This window comes from Candidatus Tectomicrobia bacterium (genome assembly GCA_016192135.1).
Taxonomy (GTDB): Bacteria; UBA8248; UBA8248; order UBA8248; family UBA8248; genus 2-12-FULL-69-37.
This window is the reverse complement of the sequence record JACPUR010000017.1, coordinates 18,631-39,535: the sequence shown is the minus strand read 5'-3', so window position 1 is coordinate 39,535 and position 20,905 is coordinate 18,631. Positions and strand designations below refer to the sequence as shown.

The 20,905-nt window shown below is 68.9% G+C and carries 21 protein-coding genes; 12 read left to right on the top strand and 9 right to left on the bottom strand.

Annotation, left to right across the window (positions count from 1 at the left end):
- The 9 genes from HYZ11_06665 to HYZ11_06625 all read right to left on the bottom strand — a co-directional run bounded on the left by HYZ11_06665 (nt 1) and on the right by HYZ11_06625 (nt 8,247).
- Nucleotides 1-1,404, bottom strand: coding sequence for a peptidoglycan DD-metalloendopeptidase family protein (locus tag HYZ11_06665; GenBank protein ID MBI3127269.1), 1,404 nt, complete (start codon nt 1,402-1,404; stop codon nt 1-3).
- Nucleotides 1,405-1,619: 215 nt separating this feature from the next.
- The gene (locus HYZ11_06660) at nt 1,620-2,879 is read right to left on the bottom strand and encodes a CinA family nicotinamide mononucleotide deamidase-related protein (protein ID MBI3127268.1); all 1,260 of its coding nucleotides are present in this window, start codon (nt 2,877-2,879) and stop codon (nt 1,620-1,622) included.
- A 79-nt stretch (nt 2,880-2,958) separates the two neighbouring features.
- Nucleotides 2,959-3,687: a gamma-glutamyl-gamma-aminobutyrate hydrolase family protein gene (locus HYZ11_06655; GenBank protein ID MBI3127267.1), complete on the bottom strand. Its 729-nt coding sequence runs from the start codon at nt 3,685-3,687 to the stop codon at nt 2,959-2,961.
- A 9-nt stretch (nt 3,688-3,696) separates the two neighbouring features.
- Nucleotides 3,697-4,482 (bottom strand): HAD family hydrolase, encoded by a 786-nt coding sequence (locus HYZ11_06650; GenBank protein MBI3127266.1) that lies wholly within the window; start codon nt 4,480-4,482, stop codon nt 3,697-3,699.
- Nucleotides 4,483-4,506: 24 nt separating this feature from the next.
- A complete protein-coding gene (locus tag HYZ11_06645) occupies nt 4,507-5,013 on the bottom strand; it encodes a flavin reductase (GenBank protein ID MBI3127265.1) in 507 nt (168 codons plus the stop codon).
- A gap of 52 nt (nt 5,014-5,065) precedes the next feature.
- Nucleotides 5,066-5,662 (bottom strand): sulfite oxidase-like oxidoreductase, encoded by a 597-nt coding sequence (locus HYZ11_06640; protein ID MBI3127264.1) that lies wholly within the window; start codon nt 5,660-5,662, stop codon nt 5,066-5,068.
- Between the two features lie 27 nt (nt 5,663-5,689).
- Nucleotides 5,690-6,724 carry an alcohol dehydrogenase catalytic domain-containing protein gene (locus HYZ11_06635; GenBank protein ID MBI3127263.1) on the bottom strand — a complete coding sequence of 345 codons (1,035 nt, stop codon included), beginning with the start codon at nt 6,722-6,724 and terminating at the stop codon, nt 5,690-5,692.
- A gap of 37 nt (nt 6,725-6,761) precedes the next feature.
- Nucleotides 6,762-7,475, bottom strand: a complete 714-nt coding sequence (locus HYZ11_06630; protein MBI3127262.1) for a cyclase family protein — start codon at nt 7,473-7,475, stop codon at nt 6,762-6,764.
- Nucleotides 7,476-7,497: 22 nt separating this feature from the next.
- Nucleotides 7,498-8,247, bottom strand: coding sequence for an SDR family oxidoreductase (locus HYZ11_06625; protein ID MBI3127261.1), 750 nt, complete (start codon nt 8,245-8,247; stop codon nt 7,498-7,500).
- A 185-nt stretch (nt 8,248-8,432) separates the two neighbouring features.
- Between HYZ11_06625 and HYZ11_06620 the strand changes: the two genes are divergently transcribed.
- The 12 genes from HYZ11_06620 (at nt 8,433) to HYZ11_06565 (ending at nt 20,881) form a co-directional block, all read left to right on the top strand.
- A complete protein-coding gene (locus HYZ11_06620; GenBank protein ID MBI3127260.1) occupies nt 8,433-9,053 on the top strand; it encodes a nucleotidyltransferase family protein in 621 nt (206 codons plus the stop codon).
- A gap of 64 nt (nt 9,054-9,117) precedes the next feature.
- Nucleotides 9,118-10,275 carry an iron-containing alcohol dehydrogenase gene (locus tag HYZ11_06615; protein MBI3127259.1) on the top strand — a complete coding sequence of 386 codons (1,158 nt, stop codon included), beginning with the start codon at nt 9,118-9,120 and terminating at the stop codon, nt 10,273-10,275.
- A gap of 26 nt (nt 10,276-10,301) precedes the next feature.
- Nucleotides 10,302-10,835 (top strand): hypoxanthine phosphoribosyltransferase, encoded by a 534-nt coding sequence (gene hpt, locus HYZ11_06610; GenBank protein MBI3127258.1) that lies wholly within the window; start codon nt 10,302-10,304, stop codon nt 10,833-10,835.
- A complete protein-coding gene (locus HYZ11_06605; protein MBI3127257.1) occupies nt 10,832-12,184 on the top strand; it encodes an NCS2 family permease in 1,353 nt (450 codons plus the stop codon). The genes hpt and HYZ11_06605 overlap by 4 nt, the downstream gene beginning before the upstream one ends.
- 258 nt (nt 12,185-12,442) lie before the next feature.
- Nucleotides 12,443-13,492 carry a glucose 1-dehydrogenase gene (locus HYZ11_06600; protein ID MBI3127256.1) on the top strand — a complete coding sequence of 350 codons (1,050 nt, stop codon included), beginning with the start codon at nt 12,443-12,445 and terminating at the stop codon, nt 13,490-13,492.
- A 13-nt stretch (nt 13,493-13,505) separates the two neighbouring features.
- Nucleotides 13,506-15,335: a glycoside hydrolase family 15 protein gene (locus HYZ11_06595; protein MBI3127255.1), complete on the top strand. Its 1,830-nt coding sequence runs from the start codon at nt 13,506-13,508 to the stop codon at nt 15,333-15,335.
- A 38-nt stretch (nt 15,336-15,373) separates the two neighbouring features.
- Nucleotides 15,374-16,315, top strand: coding sequence for a dienelactone hydrolase family protein (locus HYZ11_06590; protein ID MBI3127254.1), 942 nt, complete (start codon nt 15,374-15,376; stop codon nt 16,313-16,315).
- 6 nt (nt 16,316-16,321) lie between these two features.
- Nucleotides 16,322-17,239, top strand: a complete 918-nt coding sequence (locus HYZ11_06585; GenBank protein ID MBI3127253.1) for a hydroxymethylglutaryl-CoA lyase — start codon at nt 16,322-16,324, stop codon at nt 17,237-17,239.
- 217 nt (nt 17,240-17,456) lie between these two features.
- The gene (locus tag HYZ11_06580; GenBank protein MBI3127252.1) at nt 17,457-19,001 is read left to right on the top strand and encodes an acyl-CoA carboxylase subunit beta; all 1,545 of its coding nucleotides are present in this window, start codon (nt 17,457-17,459) and stop codon (nt 18,999-19,001) included.
- Nucleotides 19,002-19,011: 10 nt separating this feature from the next.
- Entirely contained in the window at nt 19,012-19,329 is a 318-nt protein-coding gene (locus HYZ11_06575; GenBank protein MBI3127251.1) for an OadG family protein, read from the top strand.
- The gene (locus HYZ11_06570; GenBank protein ID MBI3127250.1) at nt 19,326-19,760 is read left to right on the top strand and encodes a biotin/lipoyl-binding protein; all 435 of its coding nucleotides are present in this window, start codon (nt 19,326-19,328) and stop codon (nt 19,758-19,760) included. The genes HYZ11_06575 and HYZ11_06570 overlap by 4 nt, the downstream gene beginning before the upstream one ends.
- Before the next feature lie 74 nt (nt 19,761-19,834).
- Nucleotides 19,835-20,881 (top strand): sodium ion-translocating decarboxylase subunit beta, encoded by a 1,047-nt coding sequence (locus tag HYZ11_06565; protein ID MBI3127249.1) that lies wholly within the window; start codon nt 19,835-19,837, stop codon nt 20,879-20,881.
- Nucleotides 20,882-20,905 lie beyond the last annotated feature (24 nt).

Genomic DNA, 20,905 nt, shown 5'->3' with positions numbered 1-20,905 from the left:
TTAGAATGCAGGCGGCTTCGTGGCGTCCGCGGACGCGACCGCCCCGGCCGATTCCAGGAGGGGCGCCTCGGCCCACTCCGCCTCGCGCTGCTGGACGGCCCGCCGGAACCCAGCCCGCTGGTCCGCCGGAAGGGGCCAGCCGGCGGGCAGGTCGCCCGAGATCGGGTCAAGCGGCTTGCCCCGGCGGACAATCCGATAGCACAGATGAGGGCCGGTGGACAGGCCGGTCGAGCCGACATAGCCGATCACGTCGCCCTGGCTCACCTTCCTTCCGGCCCGGATTCCTTTCGCGAAGCGGGAAAGGTGAAGGTAGGAGGTCTCGTACTGCCCCTGATGCACAAGGCGGACCATGTTCCCCGCCTCTCCCTGCGGGCCCGCCAACACCACCAGGCCGTCCGCCACCGCCCGCACGGGCGTTCCGATGGGGGCCGCGTAGTCCACCCCGTAGTGGGCCCGGACGCGCTTGAGGAGGGGGTGAAAGCGGGCGCCGGTGAAGCCCGAGCTGATGCGGGTGTACCGGAGCGGCGAGCGCAGGAAGGACCGGCGGAGCGTCTCGCCCTGGGCGCTGTAGTAGGCGCCGGCGGGCTCGAAGAAATAGGCCGAGCGCTCCCGGCCGCCGATCGCCAGCTTCGCGGCGAGAATCCGCCCGAAGCCCTCCTCCTTTCCATGGAGCGAGCGGCGCTCGATGAGGATGTCGATCTGGTCCCCTTCCTGCAGCTCCTTATGGAAGTCGACGACGTAGCCGAAGATGTCCGCCACCGCCATCGCCACGAGGGGGGAGGCCCCCGCCCGGGCCACCGTCTCGAACAGGCTGCCTTGGATCTTCCCCTGGAGCCGGACCACCTCGACATCGTAGGGGATCCGCTCGGGGCGGACCCGCAGATGGCCCCGCCGCGTCCGGTAGGCGCGGAGGCGGCGCTCGTCGTCGAGCTGGAACATCAGGCGCAGGAGCCCTTCCCGGCCGATGGCCACCTCGTAGCTCCGGCCCTCCCCCACGCGGGAGAGGGGGTATCCCGCCGGGGCGGCCGCGATGACCTCTTGTATCTGGCCCGGGCCGAGCCCGTTGCCCCGCAGCAGACTCTCCACGGTGTCCTGGGGGGCGAAGCTCCCGGTCTGGATCGAGACGGAGCCGTCGTCCGGCTGGGCGTCGTCCGGCTGGAGCCGCCCGCTGGGAAGAGCCCCGAACTGGGGCGGAGAGGGGATTTCCGCCTGCTCCGAAGCCCCTTTGTCCCCTTCGGAGCGGAAGTATCCGAGCAACGCCTGGAGGGGGGCATCCAGCGTCTGGCATCCTCCCAGCAGGAAAGGGACCGGACCCAGGACGAGAAAACCGAAAAGCAAGAGGTGACGGAAGGCCGGGACCTTTTTCTCCCCCTGCGGGGAGATCCGCCCGAGCTGGATGGCCACGCGCAGGCTCTCCTCTTGCGCCGGGCGGTGGCACAATCGAGGGTTTTTGCTCATGTCTTACATAAGCTATCTATCCTAAACATCAATTATATCTATGGTTAGGGTCATTGCAAGAAAAAAGGATGGAAAAGCGATCTTTCCCCAGATATGGAAAGGGCCGATAGGAGATACCCCGCATATTGTGCAGTGGAGCCAGTGGCACCGGCAGGAAGGGGCTAATCCAGCCCCAGGAGGGCCCTCCGGACGAGGTCGAGGGCATAGACGGGCACTCGGGATTGAACAAAGCGCTCGTCCCCGCCGAAGTTCCCCTCGTAGTGGAACACCTTGCTGTCCGTGGAGAGGGCGACGTAGGTGTTGCCGACCTTGATGGCCGCCCGGCTCTTCTCCGGCTCGATGTTCTCGGGAGGGTTCGGCCCAAAGACCGCCAGCCCCAGGTCCGCGCCGCTCTCCTCCCGGACGCGCACGGCCAGGGCCTCGGCGAAGTCCTGGCCGGAGGGCTCCTTGTCGAGCGGGAGGCGGAACATGCGCGAGAGTTCCTCGGGATTGAGGGCCACCACGCCGCGCTTGAGGAACTTCACCCGCTCGGGCCAGGAGGACAGGCGCTGGAGGATGGCCCCGCCCGTGTTCGACTCCACCAGAGCCAGGGTGCGGCCCTTCTCGGCGAGAAGGCGCGCCACCGCCGCGTCGAGCGTGACCTCTCCTACTCCATAGATCGCCGCTCCCAGCCGCTCGCGGACCTTGACCTCGAGGCCGTCGATCATCTTCTCCGCTTGCTCGATGCTCGCCGCGCGGGCCGTGATGCGAACGTCCACCTGTCCGGGGTGGGCCAGCACTCCGATGCTCGGATTCACCGATTCCCGGAAGAGGTCCCCGATCATCTCGTCCACCCGGCTCTCCCCCAGGCCACAGCTCTTGAGCACCCGGGTGCGGATGACGTCGGTCAGCGGGAACTTCTCGCGCAAGATGGGGATGGCCCTTTCCCCGATGATGTAGCGCATCTCGTGGGGCACGCCCGGGCTCACGAGGATGATGCCCTTCGCGTCCTCGCAGTAGAAGCACGGGGCCGTGCCCCGGGGATTCTCGATGACGGTCGCCCCCTTGGGCACGAAGGCCTGCTTGCGGTTGTTGTCCGACATCTTGAAGCCGCGCCGCTGGAAGTAGGCGTCGATGTAATCGTAGAGGTCTTGGCGGAACTCGAGCTCCACCCCTATCGCCTTGGCCACGGCCTCCCGCGTGAGGTCGTCCACCGTGGGCCCGAGGCCGCCGGTGGTGATGACCACTTGGCTGCGGGCGTGGGCGCTGCCGATGACCGAGGCGATGCGGTCGAGGTTGTCCCCCACGGTGTGCTTGAAATACATGTTGACGCCGATGGACTTGAGCTGCTGCGCGATGAAGGCGCTGTTGGTGTCGATCAGGTCGCCGAGGAGCATCTCGGTCCCGATGGCGACGATCTCGCCTCGAATGGGTTCAGCCATCGCCGCCAATCTCCTGGCAAAGGGGGGGAACATCCGGCGCCGAATCTTAGAGAAGAGCCCGCCGGGGGGCAAGGGCTCTTCAGGCCGGCGGGTACCCCGCCATCTCCAGCCAGCGGAGGAACAGGCGCTCCGCCCGGGCGTTCAGCTCCCCGATGGCGGCGGGCATCCGGGCGAGAATTTCATTAGGATCGGCGTCCGAGCGGGCGGAGGCCAGGTCCCCGGCGAAGGCCCGGAGCCACCGGCGGATGTCCTCCGGGGCCACCTCGAGGTGGAATTGGAAGGCGTAGCCCCTCCGCCCGGACCGGAAGGCCTGGTGCGGATAGCGCTCCGAGGAGGCGAGGTGCGCGGCGCCCGCCGGAAGATCGAACGTGTCCCCGTGCCACTGGAAGGCGGTGAACTCGTCCCCCTCACCGGCCAGCAGGGGGTCGCGGGCGCCCTCCCCCGTCCGCTGGACCGGAAACCAGCCGATTTCCTTCTTGGCCCCGCCCGGATACACCCGCGCCCCGAGCGCTCCGGCCATGAGCTGGCTCCCCAGGCAGAGGCCATAGACGGGAAAATCCCGCCGCAGGGCCTCCCCGAGGAGCGCCATCTCGGGCCTTAGCCAAGGATGCTTCTCCGCCTCATGGACCCCCATGGGGCCGCCCAGCACCACGAGGCCCCTCGCCTCACGCCACAGCTCCTCCGGAGAAGGAAGGGGATGGCCCCGGTGAAGGGGGAAGTAGCGGACGGGGATCCGCCGCCGCATGAGGACCCCGCCCAGCAGCGAAAGATGCTCCGCGTCGGTGTGCTGAAAAGCGAAGATGGCCAAGCGTCGGCCCTAGGCGAGGGAGAGGAGCCGGAGGGTTTCTTCGACCTTTCGGATCTCGAAATCGGGAGGGGCGGCGCCCTCGGGAGACGCCTCTCCCCGGCGGTTGAGCCAGGCGCAGGGCATCCCCGCCGCCTGGGCCCCCCTCACGTCCGCCTCGAAGTCGTCCCCGACGAAGAGGGCCTCCCCAGGCACCGCGCCCAAGCCCCCGGCCGCCTTGAGGAAGAGCCGGGGCGCCGGCTTGCGGAAACCTTCCTCCTCCGAAACCACGACCACGTCCAGGTAGCCCGAGAGCCCGCGCCGCTCCAGGAGCCGGTGCGCCGCAGGGGTGTGATCGAAGTTGGAGATCACCCCCATCCGGAGCCCCGCCTCCCGGATGCGGTCGAGCATGGCGAAGCGGGCGGCAGGGAAGCCGGCCGACCCGATAATGGCCTCCATGTGGGTGTCCCTGGCGAGCGCCGCCGCCTCCTCCTTCTTGGGGCCCGGGATGGACACGAGCCGGTCGAGCAGGCGCCGGAAGCGCTCCGTGGAGGAAACCTCCAGGTACTCGGGGCTGCGGTTGCGCTCCTCCCAGAGCTCCCGGGAAGTGTCGAGCCAGAGGAGATGGAAGGCGGGGTAGTTCGGCAGGTGGTAGCCCGCCTCGAAGAGGGCGTCATAGGCGGCGCGGGAGGTGGTGCGCTCCCGCCTCCCGTCGATGATCACCTCGGGGATGCGCTGCGGGTCGAAGTCCACCAGGGTGTCGAACAGGTCGAAGGCGACGGCGCGGAAGCGGCCCTCGGCGGAGGCCGGGCGGGTCACCTCCCGCCTCCGGCGGGGGCGGCGCTAGGCGTCAAAGGTGGCCCCCATGTTCATCTTGCGGTAGGCGCTGGCATAGAAAAGGAGGGGGGCGCGGACCTCCTCGGGCAGGAGGACGCGCGTCACCCGGCCGACGAAGATGGCGTGGTCCCCCCCCTTGTGCTCCTCGTGGAGGTCGCACTCCAGTGCCCCGATGTGGCCCCCGAGGACGGGGGAGCCGTTCTCGCCGATTTCGTTGGGGATCTCGGCGAATTGATCGGGCACATCCTTACCCTTGCCCGCGAACCAGTCCGACAGCTTTTTCTGCTCCTCGGCCAGGAAATTGATCGCGAAGCACCGGGCGCGCCGGATGAGATCCAGGCTCACCGCGCGCTGATCCACGCACACGAGCACGAGGGGCGGGTCGAGCGAGACGGAGGAGAAGGCGTTGGCCGTCATGCCCCGGCAGGCGGAGCCGTTCTTGACCGTCACCACCGTGACCCCGGTGGCGAAGCGGCCCAGGGCCGAGCGGAAGAGCTTGGGATCGATCCCCATCAGGCAGCCCCTTCGGCTGACGGGCGGTCTCCCGGGCGGAGGCGGGCGGCGTTCACCAGTACCGCTCCTCCGCGAAGGGATCCGCGTTGTTGTGATAGCCGTTCTGCTCCCAGAAGCCGGGCTTGTCCACGGCCGAGAACTCGATCCCACGCGCCCACTTGGCGCTCTTCCAGAAGTAGCGCTTGGGGACGACGAGGCGCAGCGGCCAGCCGTGCTCGGGCGCGAGATCCTTGCCGTCGTGCTTCCAGGCCCACAGGACGCCGTCGTCCATGCAGGCCTCGAGAGGGAGGTTGGTCGTGTAGCCCCCCTCGCAGTGGATGATCACGAAGCGGGCGGCGGGCCTGAGGTGGACCCGCTTCATAAATTCCTTGAAGGGGACGCCGAAGAAGGCGTTGTCCATCCGGCTCCAGTGGGTGACGCAGTGGATGTCGCACCGCACCTCGGCCATGGGGAGCGCGGTGAACTGCTCGTAAGTGAAGCGCAGCTCCTCCTCCACCTCCCCGAAGGCACGGAAGTCCCACTTCGCGAGGTCCACCCGGGGGACGGACCCGTGGTGGAGGACGGGCCACTTTTCCGTCACCGTCTGGCCCGGCGGAATACGCTCGCCGTAGCGGTCCTGGAATTCCTTCTTCCGGGAGAACAGCGCCATGCTTCTCCTTCCCTCGTCTCGGCGGGCTTACTTTTCCGGATCGAGCAGTACTTTCACGCCCGCGCCCTCTCCGGCGAGGCGGAAACCGCTCTCCCATTCGCTGAGAGGGACAATATCGGAGACAAGCGCCTCCATGTCCACCCGCTTCTCGGCCATCAGGCGGATCGCCGTGCGCCAGGCCGTGTCCTTCTGGCCGAAGGTGCCGACGATGCGCACTTCCTTCCAGGCCACCTGATCCATGACGACCTCGACCGGCCGGCCCGGAATGCCGATCTGCAGGATCTGCCCGCCCTTCCGGATGAACTCGAGGCAGGTCCGGAAGGCGGCGGGCGCCCCGGCCGCCTCGATGGCCATGTCGAACCCGCAGCCCTCGGTGGAATCGGCCACGAAATCCCGCAGGGCCTCTCCCTCGACCATCGCCGTCCGCTCCGCCCCCAGGCGCTCGGCCAGGGAGAGGCGGTGGACATCGCCCAGGGTGCCGGCGACGACGACCCGGGCGCCGAAGGCGCGGGCCACCTGGAGGCAGGTGAGCCCGATTGGCCCCGGTCCGCAGATCAGGACGAGATCCCCCTCCCGGAGGGAGCACTGCTCCGTCACCCCGTGGACGCACACCGCCAGGGGCTCCGTGAGGGCGGCCGCCGTGAAGCTCACCGAATCGGGCAGCTTATGGACGGAGGCCGCCCGCGTGACGACGTAGTCCGTGAAGGCCCCGTGGCTCACCACCCCCGCGATGTCGCGCTTGTCGCAGCGGTTGTAGGCGCCCGAGCGGCAGTGGAGGCACGTGCCGCAGGTCGACTTGGTGGGCTCGGCCGTCACCCGATCGCCCACCGCGATGCCCTCGACGCCCTCGCCCACCTCGGCCACCGTGCCCGCGAACTCGTGCCCGAGGGCCAGCGGCGGCAGATAGTGAAAGAACTCCCCGGAGGCGATGTGCACGTCCGTTCCGCAGATGCCGGCGCGGACAACCTTCACCTTCACCTGGCCCGGGCCGGTCCGGGGCTCCTCAATATCGAGGATCTCCATGCGGCCCGGGCCTTTGGCGGTCTTCACGAGCGCTTTCATCTTCTCCCTCCCTTGTACCCGGAGGGGACGGCGTCCATTAGGCGTTCAGCACGGCGATGGCGCGGATGGGAGAGCCCGAGCCGTCCCGGATCTTCAGGGGCAGCCCGATGTAGAGGAACTCCTTGCCCACCACCTCCTCGACGTTGCACAGGTTCTCGGTATTGGTGCGCCCCAGGTCGCGGCAGACGAGGTGGCAGGGGTACTCGGGGCTCTGGGCCATGTCCATGCTCGGGGCGTCGGTGCCCACGTTGAGGCAGCCGCACTGGCCGTAGACGTACTCGGCGGCTTCCCGCGTCCATCCGGCGTAGGCCGTGGTGTAGGAGGGGCGCGGATAGTGGCGCTTGTAATGGCCGTAGGTGTAGAGCAGCGTGTCGCCCGGCCTGATCTCGAGCTTGTACTTGTCGAGACGGCGCTTGATGTCGTCGGCGCTGATGTAGCTGTTGTCGGCCACGTTCTCGAAGTCGATGGTGATGCCCCGGGAGTAGAAGAAGTCGAAGGGCATCTTGTCGATGTGGGGGGCGCTCGGGGAGGGGTCGAGGTGGCTGATGGAGTCCACGTGGGTGGGCCCGTGCTCGCACACCTGGACGATGCCGGAGTAGTAGCTCATCTCGCTCTTGAAGCGCCCGCTCGCGGCGCTGACCTCGTGGGTCATGTGGGTCCACCGCCAGGTGTCCGGATGGCCCACGAAGACGGGCATGCCGACGTAGATCGGCTGCGTGAGGTCCACGATCTGGTGATTTTTGTACGCCATGTCGCTCTCCCTGTCCCTCGGATTAATCCATCCACATGCCGCCGTTCACGTTCAGCACGGCGCCGTTAATATACGAGGCGCGGCTCCCCGCGAGGAAGCAGATGGCCTCCGCCACGTCCTCCGGCCGGCCGAAACGGGCCAGCGGGATCTGGCGCCGCCAGTCCTCGCCCCGCACGGGGAGCATCTCGGCGATCATCCGCGACTCGATGATCCCAGGGGCGACCGCGTTCACCCGCACGCGGGGGGCCAGCTCGAGCGCCAGGGCGCGGCCGAAGCCGATGATGCCCGCCTTGGAGGCGCAGTAGTGCGCGTGGAGGGCGCTCCCGCGCTGGGCCGACACCGAGGCCAGGTTGACGATGGCGCCCCCGCGCTCCTGGGAGACCATCACGCGCCCCGCCGCCCGGCAGGCCGCGAACACCCCCTTCAGGTTCACGCCGAGGGTCCGGTCCCACTCCTCCCCGGTCATCTCCACCACCAGCCGGTGGCGGTAGATCCCGGCGCAGCTGACCAGCACGTCGAGGCCACCCCGGGCGGCGCGGAGGCTCTCTACGGCCTCCTCCACCGCCCGGACGTCCGTCACGTCCAGGAGCCGCCCCTCAGCCTCGGCCCCCGCCGCTCTCAGCTCTCCGCAGGCGGCCTCCAGGCCGCTCCCGTCCGTGTCGGTCAGAACGAGGCGGGCACCCCCTTCCCCGAACCGGCGGGCGGCGGCCCGCGCGATATCCCCGGCGCCGCCGGTGATCAGGACAAGCTGGCCCTCGAATTCCCTCGCCATGGCTCATTCTTCGGGTGGCGGCCCGGTGGGCCGGAAGGAGGGAAGGAAACCTCGCGCCGAAGAACCGATCTTAGGTGCCTCTCCCGAGCCCTGTCAACGGAACGGCCCCGAAATTGACACCCTCCTTCGCATCCCGTACGTTCGCAGCGGCTCCTCCTATTGCCCTCCATTCCGGAGCTCTCTCCATGCCGCGGGACCCGCAAATTTCGGCCATTTTGCTCGCCGCGGGACTTTCCCGGCGTCTCGGGCGGAACAAGCTCCTGCTCCCCGCCGGCGGGATGCCCGTCGTCCGGCGCGCCGCCCTGGCCCTGGCGGACTCCCGCGCGGCCGAGGTCATCGCCGTGACCGGCCACGACGCCCTCGCCGTGACCGCCGCCCTGGAAGGCCTGCGCCTCCGCATTGTCCACAACCCCGATTACGCCCAGGGCCAGAGCACGAGCCTGAGGGCGGGGCTGGCGCAGGCCTCGCCGGACGCCCATGGGCTCCTCTTCGCCCTGGGGGATCAGCCCCTGCTCACTGCGGGCTGGGTGGACCGCTTGATCGACGCCTTCGCCTCCGCCCCCACGGGGACGCTGGCTGCGGCCCTCTACCACGAGGGCCGGCGGGGAAACCCCGTTCTGCTCTCGGCCTCCCTCCGGGACGAGATCGCCGGGGTCCAGGGGGACGAGGGCGCGCGGCATATCCTGCGCCGGCTCGAGCGGGAGGAACGCGTCGCGGCCGTCTCCGTCGAAGAGGAGGACCTCTTCCTCGACCTCGACACCGAGGCCGACCATATGCGGCTGCGAGCCAAATTCGAGGCGGTTTGAGGGGGCGAATTGGGGGCCTCGCGCCCTCAGCGGTACTATCTTCATCCTTGTGAAGGAGAGCCTCATGGTACAGCCGTTCCAGATCTCGCGCGGGCCGCGTGTCCGCTTCGGTCGGGGAGAGGCAGTCTCCGTCGGAGAGGAGGCCAGGGCCCTGGGCATGAAACGGCCGATGCTCCTCACCGATCCGGGCCTGACGGCGGCGGGCGTTCTCGAGCCCGTCCTGGCGGGCTTCAAGAAGGCGGGGGTGGACTGCTGCCTCTTCGAGAAGGCCGAGCCCAACCCCTCGGACGAGAGCATCCCTCGCGCCAGGGAGTTCTACGCGTCGAACGGCTGCCAGGGCATGGTCGCCGTGGGGGGCGGCAGCGCCCTGGACACGGCCAAGGCCATGGGGGCCCTCATCTCGAACGGGGGGAATATCTCGGACTACTACGGGGTGAGCAAGCCGGCCAAGCGCGTCCCCCTCTTCATCGCGGTCCCCACGACGGCCGGCACCGGGAGCGAGGTGACGCGGGCCTCCATCATCACGGACACCGAGCGGCAGGTGAAGGCCAGCATCCATAGCGACATGCTCTATGCCGATCTGGCCGTGGTGGACTCCTCCCTCCTCGCGAAGCTGCCCCGCCCGGTCGCGGCGGGCGCCCTGATGGACGCCCTGACCCACGCCATCGAGTCCATCGGCTCGCCCAAGTCGAGCCCCTGGACCGAGGCCATGTGCATGCAGGCCATCGGCCTCATCGGGAAGCACGCCCGGCGGTTCGTCGAGAGCCCCGCCGATCCCGAGGCCGCCGACGCCCTCGCCCTAGCCGCCACCCTGGCGGGCGCCTCCTTCACCAACACGGGCCTGGGCATCGTCCACGCCCTCACCCATCCCTACTTCATGGCCTTCGGCGGCCACCACGGGACCATCAACGCCATCCTTCTCCCGCCCGTCATGCGCTTCAACCTCCCCGCCATGCGCGAAAAGTACGCCCGGATGGCCCCCCTGCTGGCCGGGGAGGACGCCGATCCGCGCGACCCCGCCGCGGCCGAGGCCGCCATCGAGGAGGTGAGCGCCCTGGGCCGGGACATCGGCATCCCCTCCACCTTCCGGGCCTACTGCGGCTGGTCGGAGGATGGCCTGGAAATGATGGCCCGTGAGGCGGCCAAGAGCGGCTCCGTCCAGACCAACCCCGTCTTCGCGGGGGAGGCGGAGATGCGGCGGCTCTACCAGGAGGCGGGCTGAGGCCCGGCTGGCGGAGGAGCGGCGGCGTGCCCCTGGGCGAGACGCTCATCCCGGAGGAGAAAATCCGCCGCCGCGTCCGGGAGCTCGCCCGCGAGCTCGACGCCGCCCTGCCGCCCGGGCCCGTCCACTGCGTCGTCGTCCTCAAGAGCGCCGTCTTCTTCGCCGCGGATCTCCTCCGCTCCTTGAAGCGGGAGGTCAGCGTGGGGTTCCTGTCGGCCTCGAGCTACGGGGACGCCACCGAGAGCGCGGGCGAGGTCCGGGTAGGCGCGGAAGCGCTGGGCCCGGTGGAAGGGCGGCATGTCCTCCTGATCGACGACATCCTCGACACGGGACACACGATGGCGGCCGTCCGGCGGGCCATCCTGGCGCGGAGGCCCGCCTCGCTGCGGTCCTGCGTCCTGCTGGACAAGCCCTCGCGCCGCCGGGTGGACGCCCGGGCCGACCACGTCGGGTTCACGATCGCGGACGTCTTCGTCGTGGGGTACGGCCTCGACTTCGCGGAGGAATTCCGCACCCTGCCGGACATCCGCGCCTACCAGCCCGGCGAGAGCTCGAAATGACCGAATGGCTGGGCCGCCGTTTTGAATTGGAGCGCCACGGGACCAGCATCTGCCAAGAAGTTCTTGGCGGCACAACCACCTTTCTCGCCCTCTCCTACATCATCTTCGTTCAGCCCGTGGTCCTCTCCCAGGCGGGGATGGACGCGGGGGCCGTCCTCGCCGCCACCTGCCTGGGTGGGGCCGCCTTCACCGCCCTCATGGGCTTGATGACGAACTATCCTATCGCCATGGCCCCGGCCATGGGCCACAACTTCTTCTTCGCCTTCACGGTCTGCGGGGCGGCGGCGGCGGGCGGCCTGGGATACAGCTGGCAGGAGGCCTTGGGGGCGACGGCGCTGGCGGGCGCCGCCTTCGTGGTCCTCAGCCTGGTGGGCCTGCGCGAGAAGATCCTCCACGCCGTGCCCTCCTCCCTGCGCCACGCCATCGCGGTGGGCATCGGGCTTCTCATCGCCCTGGTGGGGATGCAGTACGGCGGCATCGTCATCGACCGGCCGGGCACCATCATCGGCCTGGGCGCGCTGACGGCCGCCCCGGTCCTCCTCACCATCTTCGGGCTGGTCCTGACCGGGGCCCTCATGAGCCTCCGGGTGCGCGGGGCGATGCTCATCGGCATGCTTGTATCGGCCGCCGTGGGGGTCGCCACTGGGTTCATCGAGTTCCGCGGGCTGACGAGCGCGCCTCCTTCCATCACCCCCACCCTTCTCCGGCTCGACCTCATGAGCCGCTGGCTGGAGCCGGGCTTCTGGACCGCGGTCTTCATCTTTCTTTTCCTCGACATGTTCGATTCGGTGGGGACCCTGGTCGGGGTGGGGGAGCGGGCTGGCCTGATGAAGGGGGGAGTGCTCCCCAAGGCGCGAGAGGCTCTGACCGCCGACGCCTTCGCCACGACGGGGGGCGCCTGCCTGGGGACCTCGACGATCACGAGCTACATCGAGAGCGCGGCGGGGGTGGCGGCCGGGGCGCGGACGGGGCTCGCGAACCTGGTGACCTCGGCCCTCTTCCTCCTGGCGCTCTTCTTCACCCCCCTGATCCAGACGGTGGGCGGAGGGGTCGGCATCGGCCCCAAGAAAGTGCTCTACCCCGTCATCGCCCCCGCCCTGATCGTGGTGGGATCGTTCATGATCTCCTCCCTCAAGCACATCGACTGGGACGACCCCACCGAGTACCTCCCCGCCTTTCTCTGTGCGATCATCATGCCCTTCACCTTCAGCATCACGGAGGGCATCGCTTTCGGCTTCATCCTCTATTCCATCCTGAAGCTGGTGACGGACCGCACAGGGGACGCGCATCCCCTGGTCTACCTCCTCTCGGTTCTTTTTCTCTTCCGCTACGCCTTTTTGACGGTGTGAAGGCGCCCCTGCGGGGCGGGACGGGGAAAGATGCGGCTTTTCCGCCCGTGATATGGGGGGGGAAAACCCCCATCGGATCGCGTCTCCCCAAGCGAATACGGCTTCCAGACGAAACCCATTCTTTCATTTTCGCGTGATTTCCGGCCCGCCTCCGGGACGGGAGGGATGAAAGTCCATCCCCAAGCTGTTAAATTGGAATTCCTGCCGCCGGATCGATTCGCGCACGTCTTCCACCCGGCCGCCGGCGAGCGTTCCGCATTGCGAGCCCTCACCGTCATCCCCGGCCAAGCGGATTCCGGACGGATTCGGGACGTGCCCGAGCCTCCCGAGAGGGACGGCCCCATCCTCGTCGAGACCGTCGCCGTCGGCGTCTGCGGCACGGACCGGGAGATTCTCGCCGGGCATTACGGGGAGGCGCCCGAGGGGGAGGGACACCTCATCCTGGGCCACGAGTCGATCGGGCGGGTGCGGGAGGCGCCGCCCGGGTCCGGCCTCTCGCCCGGCGACTGGGTGACGGGCATCGTCCGCCGGCCCGACCCCGTGCCCTGCCCGAACTGCGCCGCCGGCGAGTGGGACATGTGCCGCAACGGGCTCTTCACCGAGCGGGGCATCAAGGGCCGGCACGGCTTCGCCTCGCAGCGCTTCCGCATCGAGCCGGGCTTCGCCGTCCGGGTGGATCCTGCTCTCGGCCAGCTCGGCGTCCTCCTCGAGCCGGCGAGCATCGTCGCCAAGGCCTGGGACCACATCGAGCGCATCGGGCGGCGGGCGCACTGGGAGCCGCGCCGGGTGCTGGTGACGGGCGCCGGCCCCATCGGGCTGCTCGCGGCCCTGCTCGGCATGCAGCGGGGGCTGGAGGTGCACCTCTTCGATCGGAACGAGAAAGGGATCAAGCCAGAGCTCGCCGCCGGGCTGGGAGCCTTCTACCACACCGGCGCCATCGAGACGGATTGCCCCAGGGCGGACGTGGTGATCGAGGCGACGGGCGCACCTCAGATCGTGGTGGATGCAATCCGCCACAACTGCCCCCACTCCATCGTCTGCCTCACGGGCATCAGCTCCGGGGGGCGCGCCATCGAGCTCGACGTCGGCGGGTTGAGCACCAAGCTCGTGCTCGAGAATGACGCCGTGTTCGGATCGGTGAATGCCAACCGGAGCCATTTCGAGGCCGCCGCCGCCGCGCTGGCGGGCGCCGACCGCCGGTGGCTCGGGCGGCTCATCACCCGGCGGCTGCCGCTCGACCGCTGGAACGAGATGACGGAGCGCGATTCCTCGCGGGACGTGAAAACCATCCTCGATTTCACCGCATAGACGGGAGAACCCCATGCCCCTCCGCATCGAGGATTACGCGCTGATAGGCGACCTGCATTCGGCGGCCCTGGTGGGCCGGAACGGCTCCATCGACTGGCTGTGCTTCCCGCGGTTCGACTCAAGCGCCTGCTTCGCCGCTCTCCTGGGAGGGCCCGAGCACGGCCGTTGGCTCCTGGCTCCCTCCGGCCGGGTCCGCCGCACCCGCCGCCGCTACCGCGGCGAAACCATGGTGCTCGAAACCGAGTTCGAGACGGACTCCGGCGCGGTCCGCGTCGTGGACGCTATGCTGCCCCGCACGTCCGAGGCGGACCTCGTGCGCGTGGTGGAGGGCGTTTCGGGCGAGGTCCCCATGCGGATGCAGCTCATCATCCGCTTCGACTATGGATCGGTCGTGCCCTGGGTGCGCCGGGCGGATGGTGAGGACCTCGTGGCGGTAGGAGGTCCGGATACGCTGCACCTGTCCACTTCCGTGCCGACGCATGGTGAGAACCTGACCACGGTCGCCGAGTTCACGTTGTCCGAAGGCCAGCAGATCCCATTCCTCCTCAGATGGCATCCCTCGTACGTCACGCCCCCGAGAGCGCCCGACGTCTTCCGATCCCTCCATGAGACCGAGGATTGGTGGCGCGAGTGGTCCGCCAAATCCCCCTGCAAGGGGAGATGGCGGGAGGCGGTCATACGCTCGGCCCTCACCCTGAAGGCCCTCACCTACGCTCCCACGGGAGGTATCGTGGCCGCGCCGACGTCTTCCCTGCCCGAGTGGCTCGGAGGGAGCCGCAACTGGGACTACCGCTACTGCTGGCTCCGGGATGCGACCTATACCCTCTACGCGCTGATGCTCGCCGGATATGCGGAGGAGGCCGGGTGCTGGCGCGACTGGCTTCTGCGCGCCGTGGCGGGCACGCCCTCCCAGGTCCAGGCCATGTACGGCCTCTCGGGGGAGCGGCGGCTGACGGAGTTCGAGCTGGAGTGGCTGCCCGGCTATGGCGGCTCCGCTCCGGTCCGCATCGGAAACGCGGCGTACGAGCAGTTCCAGCTCGATATCTATGGCGAGATCATGGACGCCTTCCATTTCGCGCGAAAGGCCGGCCTGGAGCCCGACGAGCACGCCTGGAGGTTTCAGCGTGCCTTGCTCGATCACCTGGAGTCGAAGTGGCAGGAGCCCGACGAGGGCATCTGGGAGGTGCGCGGGCCGCGCCGCCATTTCACTCACTCGAAGGTGATGGCGTGGGTGGCCATGGATCGCGCGGTCAAAGCGACCGAGCGGCACGGGCTCGACGGGCCGGTGGCCCGCTGGCGCAAGCTCCGCGACGCCATTCGGGCGGATGTGCTCGAGCGGGGCTACGACGGGGGCCTGAACTCCTTCGTGCAGTTTTATGGCTCCAAAGAGCTCGACGCGAGCCTCCTCATGCTTCCCCTGGTGGGTTTCCTGCCGGCCAATGACCCCCGCATGCTGGGCACGGTGGAGGCCATCCAGCATGGCCTCATGAAGGATGGCTTCGTCGCGCGCTACGCCCCCGTCACCGGGGTGGACGGGATCCAAGAAGGGGAAGGATGCTTCCTCCTTTGCTCCTTCTGGCTGGCCGACAACTTGACTCTCCAGGGACGGCACGAGGAGGCTGCGGAATATTTCGAGCGCCTGCTCGCCGTCCGCAACGATGTGGGGCTTTTGGCCGAGATGTACGATCCCTCCGGCAAGCGGATGCTGGGCAACTTCCCCCAGGCCTTCTCCCACGTTGCGCTCATCAACACGGCCTACAATCTGATGCTCAAGACCGGGCCGGCCGAGCAGAGGTCGGAGAGCGAGGCGGAGCCCTTGGCGCCCGGCCGCCCTTCGCCTTAGAATGGACGGGAGAATCCCCCAAAGCCAGGAGGGCTCCCGTGACCCAGACCGCCCAGCCCGAAGCGCCCGCCCGCATCGACCCGGAGCACGTCGTCGTCACCGAGGAGGTGCAGGATTCGGACATCCCGGTTCACCTCATGTACGTGGAAACCATCGACGGCCTCTACACGCCCATCGGGCTCCGCAAGCCCCACGGAGAGGGGCCCTTCCCCGTCGTCCTCCTCGCCTCGGGGAACGGGAGCGAGGGCATGCGCTGGGTGCGGGATGCGGTGCAGAACCGGGGCTACATCATGGAGCGCCTGCTCGCGGCGGGCTACGCCTGCGCCTGGCTGCGCTACCGGGCCGAGGTGGAGCTCGGCTACAACAACGGCGAGAAGCTCATGCGCGGGGTGCGGACGAAGCGCCTCCTCCTCAACCGCTCCCCCCTCGAGTACGAGGACGAGATTTCCATCATCGAGCACGTGAAGGCCCTCCCCTACATCGACAAGGGCCGGGTCGGCCTCCTCGGGATGAGCCACGGGGGGGAGATGATCCTCAAGATCACCTCGGAGTACCACGGCGTCGCCTGCGCCGTGGCCAGCGAGCCCGCCTCCCACGAGTTCCTCGTGCTCCATCCGGAGGGGAGCCAGGGCTTCGACCCCCGCACCCGGCTGCGCCAGGTGGACGAGGAGGACCTGGGCCCAGCGGGCAGGATTCTCGCCCGGACGGACCGAAAGATCGCCATGGAGCGCATCCGTACCATCAACACCCCCATCCTCGTGATGGGGCGGGAGACGGACCACCTCCAGGGGGTCTTCCGCGCGACCTACGAGCTCCTGAAAGAGGCCGCGAAAGACGTGGAGTGGGTGTCCTACGACCACCCGGAGCACGGCTACATCTATCCCATCCGGGCCCGGAGCGGAAAGTACGAGCCCGACCCGGTCCAGCTCGACGCCACCGCCAAGGTCGTCGCCTACTTCGACCGGCATTTGAAGCGGTGAGCAGCCATGACCCTCCCCCCGCGCGCGACGATCATCGAGGTGGGGCCCCGGGACGGGCTCCAGATCGAGAAGCAGCAGATCCCCACCGAAGCCAAGGTGCGCCTCGTGGACCTTCTCTCCGCGGCCGGGGTGCCGCGGATCGAGGTGACGAGCTTCGTCCACCCCAAGCACGTCCCCCAGATGGCGGACGCGGAGGAGGTGCTGGCCCGCATCGAGCGGCAGCCGGGCACGGCCTACGAGGCGCTCGTTCCGAACGTGCGGGGGATGGAGCGGGCGCTCCGATGCAAGGTGGACCGCATCGTGCTCTTCGTGGCGGCCAGCGAGGCGTTCAACCGCAAGAACCTCCGGGCGGGGCGGGAGGAGATGCTCGCGGCGGCGCGCGAGGTGGCGCGGATGGCCCGGGAGGCCCGCCTCCCCGCGCGCGGGGGGGTCGTCACCGCCTTCGGCTGCCCCTACGAAGGCCGGGTGCCCCTCGATGCGGTGGAGCGCGTGGCCGGCGCCTACCTGGAAATGGGGTGCGAGGAGGTCACGCTGGCCGACACCGTGGGGGTGACGAATCCCGCCGCCGTGCGCCGGATGCTGGAACACCTCAAGGGGCGCTTCCCGGAGGCGCGCTTCGGCCTCCACTTCCACAACACCCGGGGCTCGGGGCTGGCGAACGTCCTCGCGGGCCTCGAGGCGGGGGCGGAGAGCTTCGACGCCTCGGCCGGGGGCATGGGAGGGTGCCCCTTCGCCCCCCGCGCCAGCGGGAACATCGCCACCGAGGACACCGTCAACATGCTCCACGAGATGGGAGTCGAGACCGGCATCGGCCTCCCCAGGCTCCTCGAGGCGGTGGCCCTGGCCGAGTCTCTGCTGGGCCGCCAGCTTCCCGGCCAGCTCCTGCACGCGGGCATCATGAACTGGGATCAGCCCGCCGCCTGACCCTCCCGCCCTGGAAAGAGCGCCCCCGCCGATTGCCCCTCTCCCTTGGCCGCCTATTACGCTGGCAGGGCCGCCGGGAGGCTCTTCCCCTCGCCCCCGGGAGGGCTTGACGACGAACGGAGGGAGCTTTAATACATCCTTGGCCCTCTCCTCACGACGCCGGCGGGCTCGGCCCTGAAGGCGCTTATCAAGCGGCTCCACATTCACAGGGGACGCCATGCCGGATCCGATTGAGGAATTGCGCCGCCTGACGGCGGAGGCCGAAACCCTGGGGGGAAAGGCCTCCGAGGAGCGCCAGCGCAAGCAGGGTAAGCTCACGGCGCGGGAGCGGCTGAACGTCCTCCTGGACCCGGGCAGCTTCGCCGAGATCCACCTTTTCGCCCAGTCCCGCTCCGCCGATTTCGGGATGTCCCAGCGCCGCAGCCCGGGGGACGGAGTGGTGACGGGCAGCGGGCGGATCGGCGGCCAGCTCGTCTTCGTCTCGTCCCAGGACTTCGGCACCCTGGGCGGTTCCCTCGGCGAAACTCACGCCCAAAAGATCGTCCACGTCATCGACCTGGCCATGAAGGCGGGATGCCCCTTCATCCAGATCCTGGATTCGGGCGGCGCCCGCATCCAGGAGGGCGTCCGCGCCCTCGACGGCTACGCCCGCATCTTCGAGCGGAACACCCAGGCCTCGGGCGTCATCCCCCAGATCTCGGTCATCCTCGGCCCGTGCGCGGGCGGCGCGGTCTATTCCCCCGCCATCACCGATTTCGTGTTCATGGTCGAGGGGCTGAGCAAGATGTTCATCACCGGCCCCGACGTCATCAAGGCGGTGACGGGGGAAGAGGTGACCTTCGAGGACCTGGGCGGGGCCCACGTGCACAGCGCGGTGAGCGGCAACGCCCACTTCGTGGCGCGGGACGAGCGGGAGTGCTTCGAGATGATCCGCAAGCTCGTCTCCTTCCTCCCGGCCAACAACCTGGACGACCCCCCCGTGGCGCCCCTCACGGACTGGCCGCCCGACGACAACCCTGAGCTCGAGAAGACCGTCCCGGCGGAGGAGAAACGCGCTTACGACGTGCGGGACGTCATCCGGAACGTGTTCGACGCCGGAGACTTCATGGAAGTGCAGGAGCGCTACGCCCGGAACATCGTGGTCGGCTTCGCCCGCCTGGAGGGCCGGCCCGCCGGGATTGTCGGGAACCAGCCCTCCCACCTCGCGGGGGTGCTGGACATCGACAGCTCCGACAAGCTCGCCCGCTTCGTCCGCTTCTGCGACGCCTTCAACCTTCCCATCTTCAACTTCGTGGACGTGCCCGGCTACCTCCCCGGCACCCACCAGGAACACGGCGGCGTCATCCGCCACGGGGCCAAGGTGCTCTTCGCCTACAGCGAGGCCACCGTCCCCAAGATCGCCGTCATCCTCCGCAAGAGCTACGGCGGGGCCTACATCGCCATGAGCGGATTCGGGCTGGGATACGACCGCGTGATCGCCTATCCCTCGGCGGAGATCGCCGTCATGGGGCCGGACGGCGCGGCGAACATCATCTTCCGCCGCGAGATCAGCGAGGCCCCGGACCCCGAGGCGATGCGGAAGCAGAAGATCGAGGAGTACCGCCAGCTCTTCGCCAAGCCATACACGGCGGCGGGGCAGGGGCTCGTGGACACCATCATCGAGCCCCGCTTCACCCGGCGGGAGCTCCTCCGGGCCCTGGAGATGACCTCCCGGAAGCGCCAGCAGCGCCCCGACAAGAAGCACGGCAACATCCCTCTCTAGGAGCCGCGGCGTGCTCGCCCTCTTGGTGCAGGCCATCGTCCTCGCCGTCATCGGCATGGGGGTGGTGTTCCTCTCCCTCATCCTCCTCATGTGGACGATGCAGCTCCTCACCTGGCTCTACCGCGAGGCTCCGCAAGTTTCTGTGGGGGCCCCTAGGCCGGCCGCTCCCGCGCAGGAGGGGGCCGGGGTGGAGGTGGTCCTGGCGGCCGCCGCCGCCCACTTCATCGAGACCGAGGGCCCGTCGCTCTACATCCCCTCCGTCACTCGCCGCTCCACCCGCTGGGCGGCGCGGGGGCGGGCCAGCTCGCCCCTGAGGAGGCCCCGTTGAAGAAATTCCACCTGACCATCGGCGGCAAGCGGTACGCCATCGAGGCCGAGCGCGAGGCGGGGACGAACCGGCTCAGGATCATCGTGGACGGCCAGGAGCACTTCGCCGAGGTCGAGGAAGAAAACCCTTCCCAGGCCGCCACTCCCTCTCCGGCCCGCTCCCGCGCCTCGGTGCCCCGCCCCGCCGCGGCCCCGCCCCGGCACCTGGCCGGCGGCGGCAGCGGCACCGTTCTTAGCCCCCTGCCGGGTCAGGTGCTCTCGATTGCGGTCAAGGAGGGCGACACCGTTGCCGTGGGAGACAAGCTCCTCGTCCTGGAGGCCATGAAGATGGAGAACGTCATCAGCGCGGAGGTGGCCGGCACCGTCCGCTCGATCCGCGTCCAGGCGCGGGACAAGGTCGAAACCGGCCAAGTCCTCCTGGAGATCGCATGACGGGCCTGGACGGCGCGGCGTCGCTGTTCCTGCGCGAGACGGGCTTCTACGCCATGAAGTGGGGCGATCTCCTCATGATCGCCGTCTCCTGCATCCTTCTCTTCCTGGCGCTCGTGAAGGAATTCGAGCCGCTGCTGCTGCTTCCCATCTCCTTCGGGATGCTCCTCTCGAACATGCCGGGAGGAGGGATGTTCGACGAGGGAGGGCTCCTCTACTACTTCTACTTCGGCGTGAAGTTCGGCATCTTCCCCCCCATTATCTTCATGGGGATCGGGGCCCTGACGGATTTCGGCCCCCTCCTCGCCAACCCCAAGACCCTCCTGCTGGGAGCCGCCGCGCAGTTCGCCATCTTCGGCGCCCTCATCCTGAGCGTGCTTCTCGGCTTCAACCTTCCGCAGGCGGGCGCCATCGGCATCATCGGGGGGGCGGACGGCCCGACGGCCATCTACACCGCCTCCAAGCTCGCCCCCGAGCTCCTGGGCCCCGTCGCGGTCGCCGCCTACAGCTACATGGCTCTCGTCCCCCTGATCCAGCCCCCCATCATGCGGGCCCTGACGACCGTGGAGGAGCGATCCCGGGTCATGCTCCAGCTCAAGCCCGTGCCCAAGCCGGCCCGTGTCCTCTTCCCCATCGTCTCGACCATCCTCTGCGGCCTGATCGTGCCCTCGGCCGTGCCCCTCATCGGGATGCTCATGCTGGGCAACCTCTTCCGGGAGAGCGGCCTGGTCGACCGCCTCCTCAAGACCTCGGAGGGAGAGCTCCTCAACATCGTGACCATCCTGCTCGGAGCCTCGGTCGGGGCCTCCATGCGGGCCGAGACCTTCCTCAAGCTCGAAACCTTGGGCATCCTCCTCCTGGGCTTCCTCGCTTTCAGCATCGGGACGGCCTCGGGCGTCCTCTTCGGGAAGGTCATGGCCCGCTTCAGCAAGGATCCCATCAACCCCCTCATCGGTGCGGCCGGGGTGAGCGCCGTCCCGATGGCCGCCCGGGTGGCCCAGAAGGTGGGCCAGGAGGCGAACCCCAAGAATTTCCTCCTCATGCACGCGATGGGGCCCAACGTGGCGGGCGTCATCGGCTCGGCCGTCGCGGCCGGGGTGTTGATCTCACTCCTCCAGCCCTGACGGCGAGTTGAGCCCGCCGGCCGA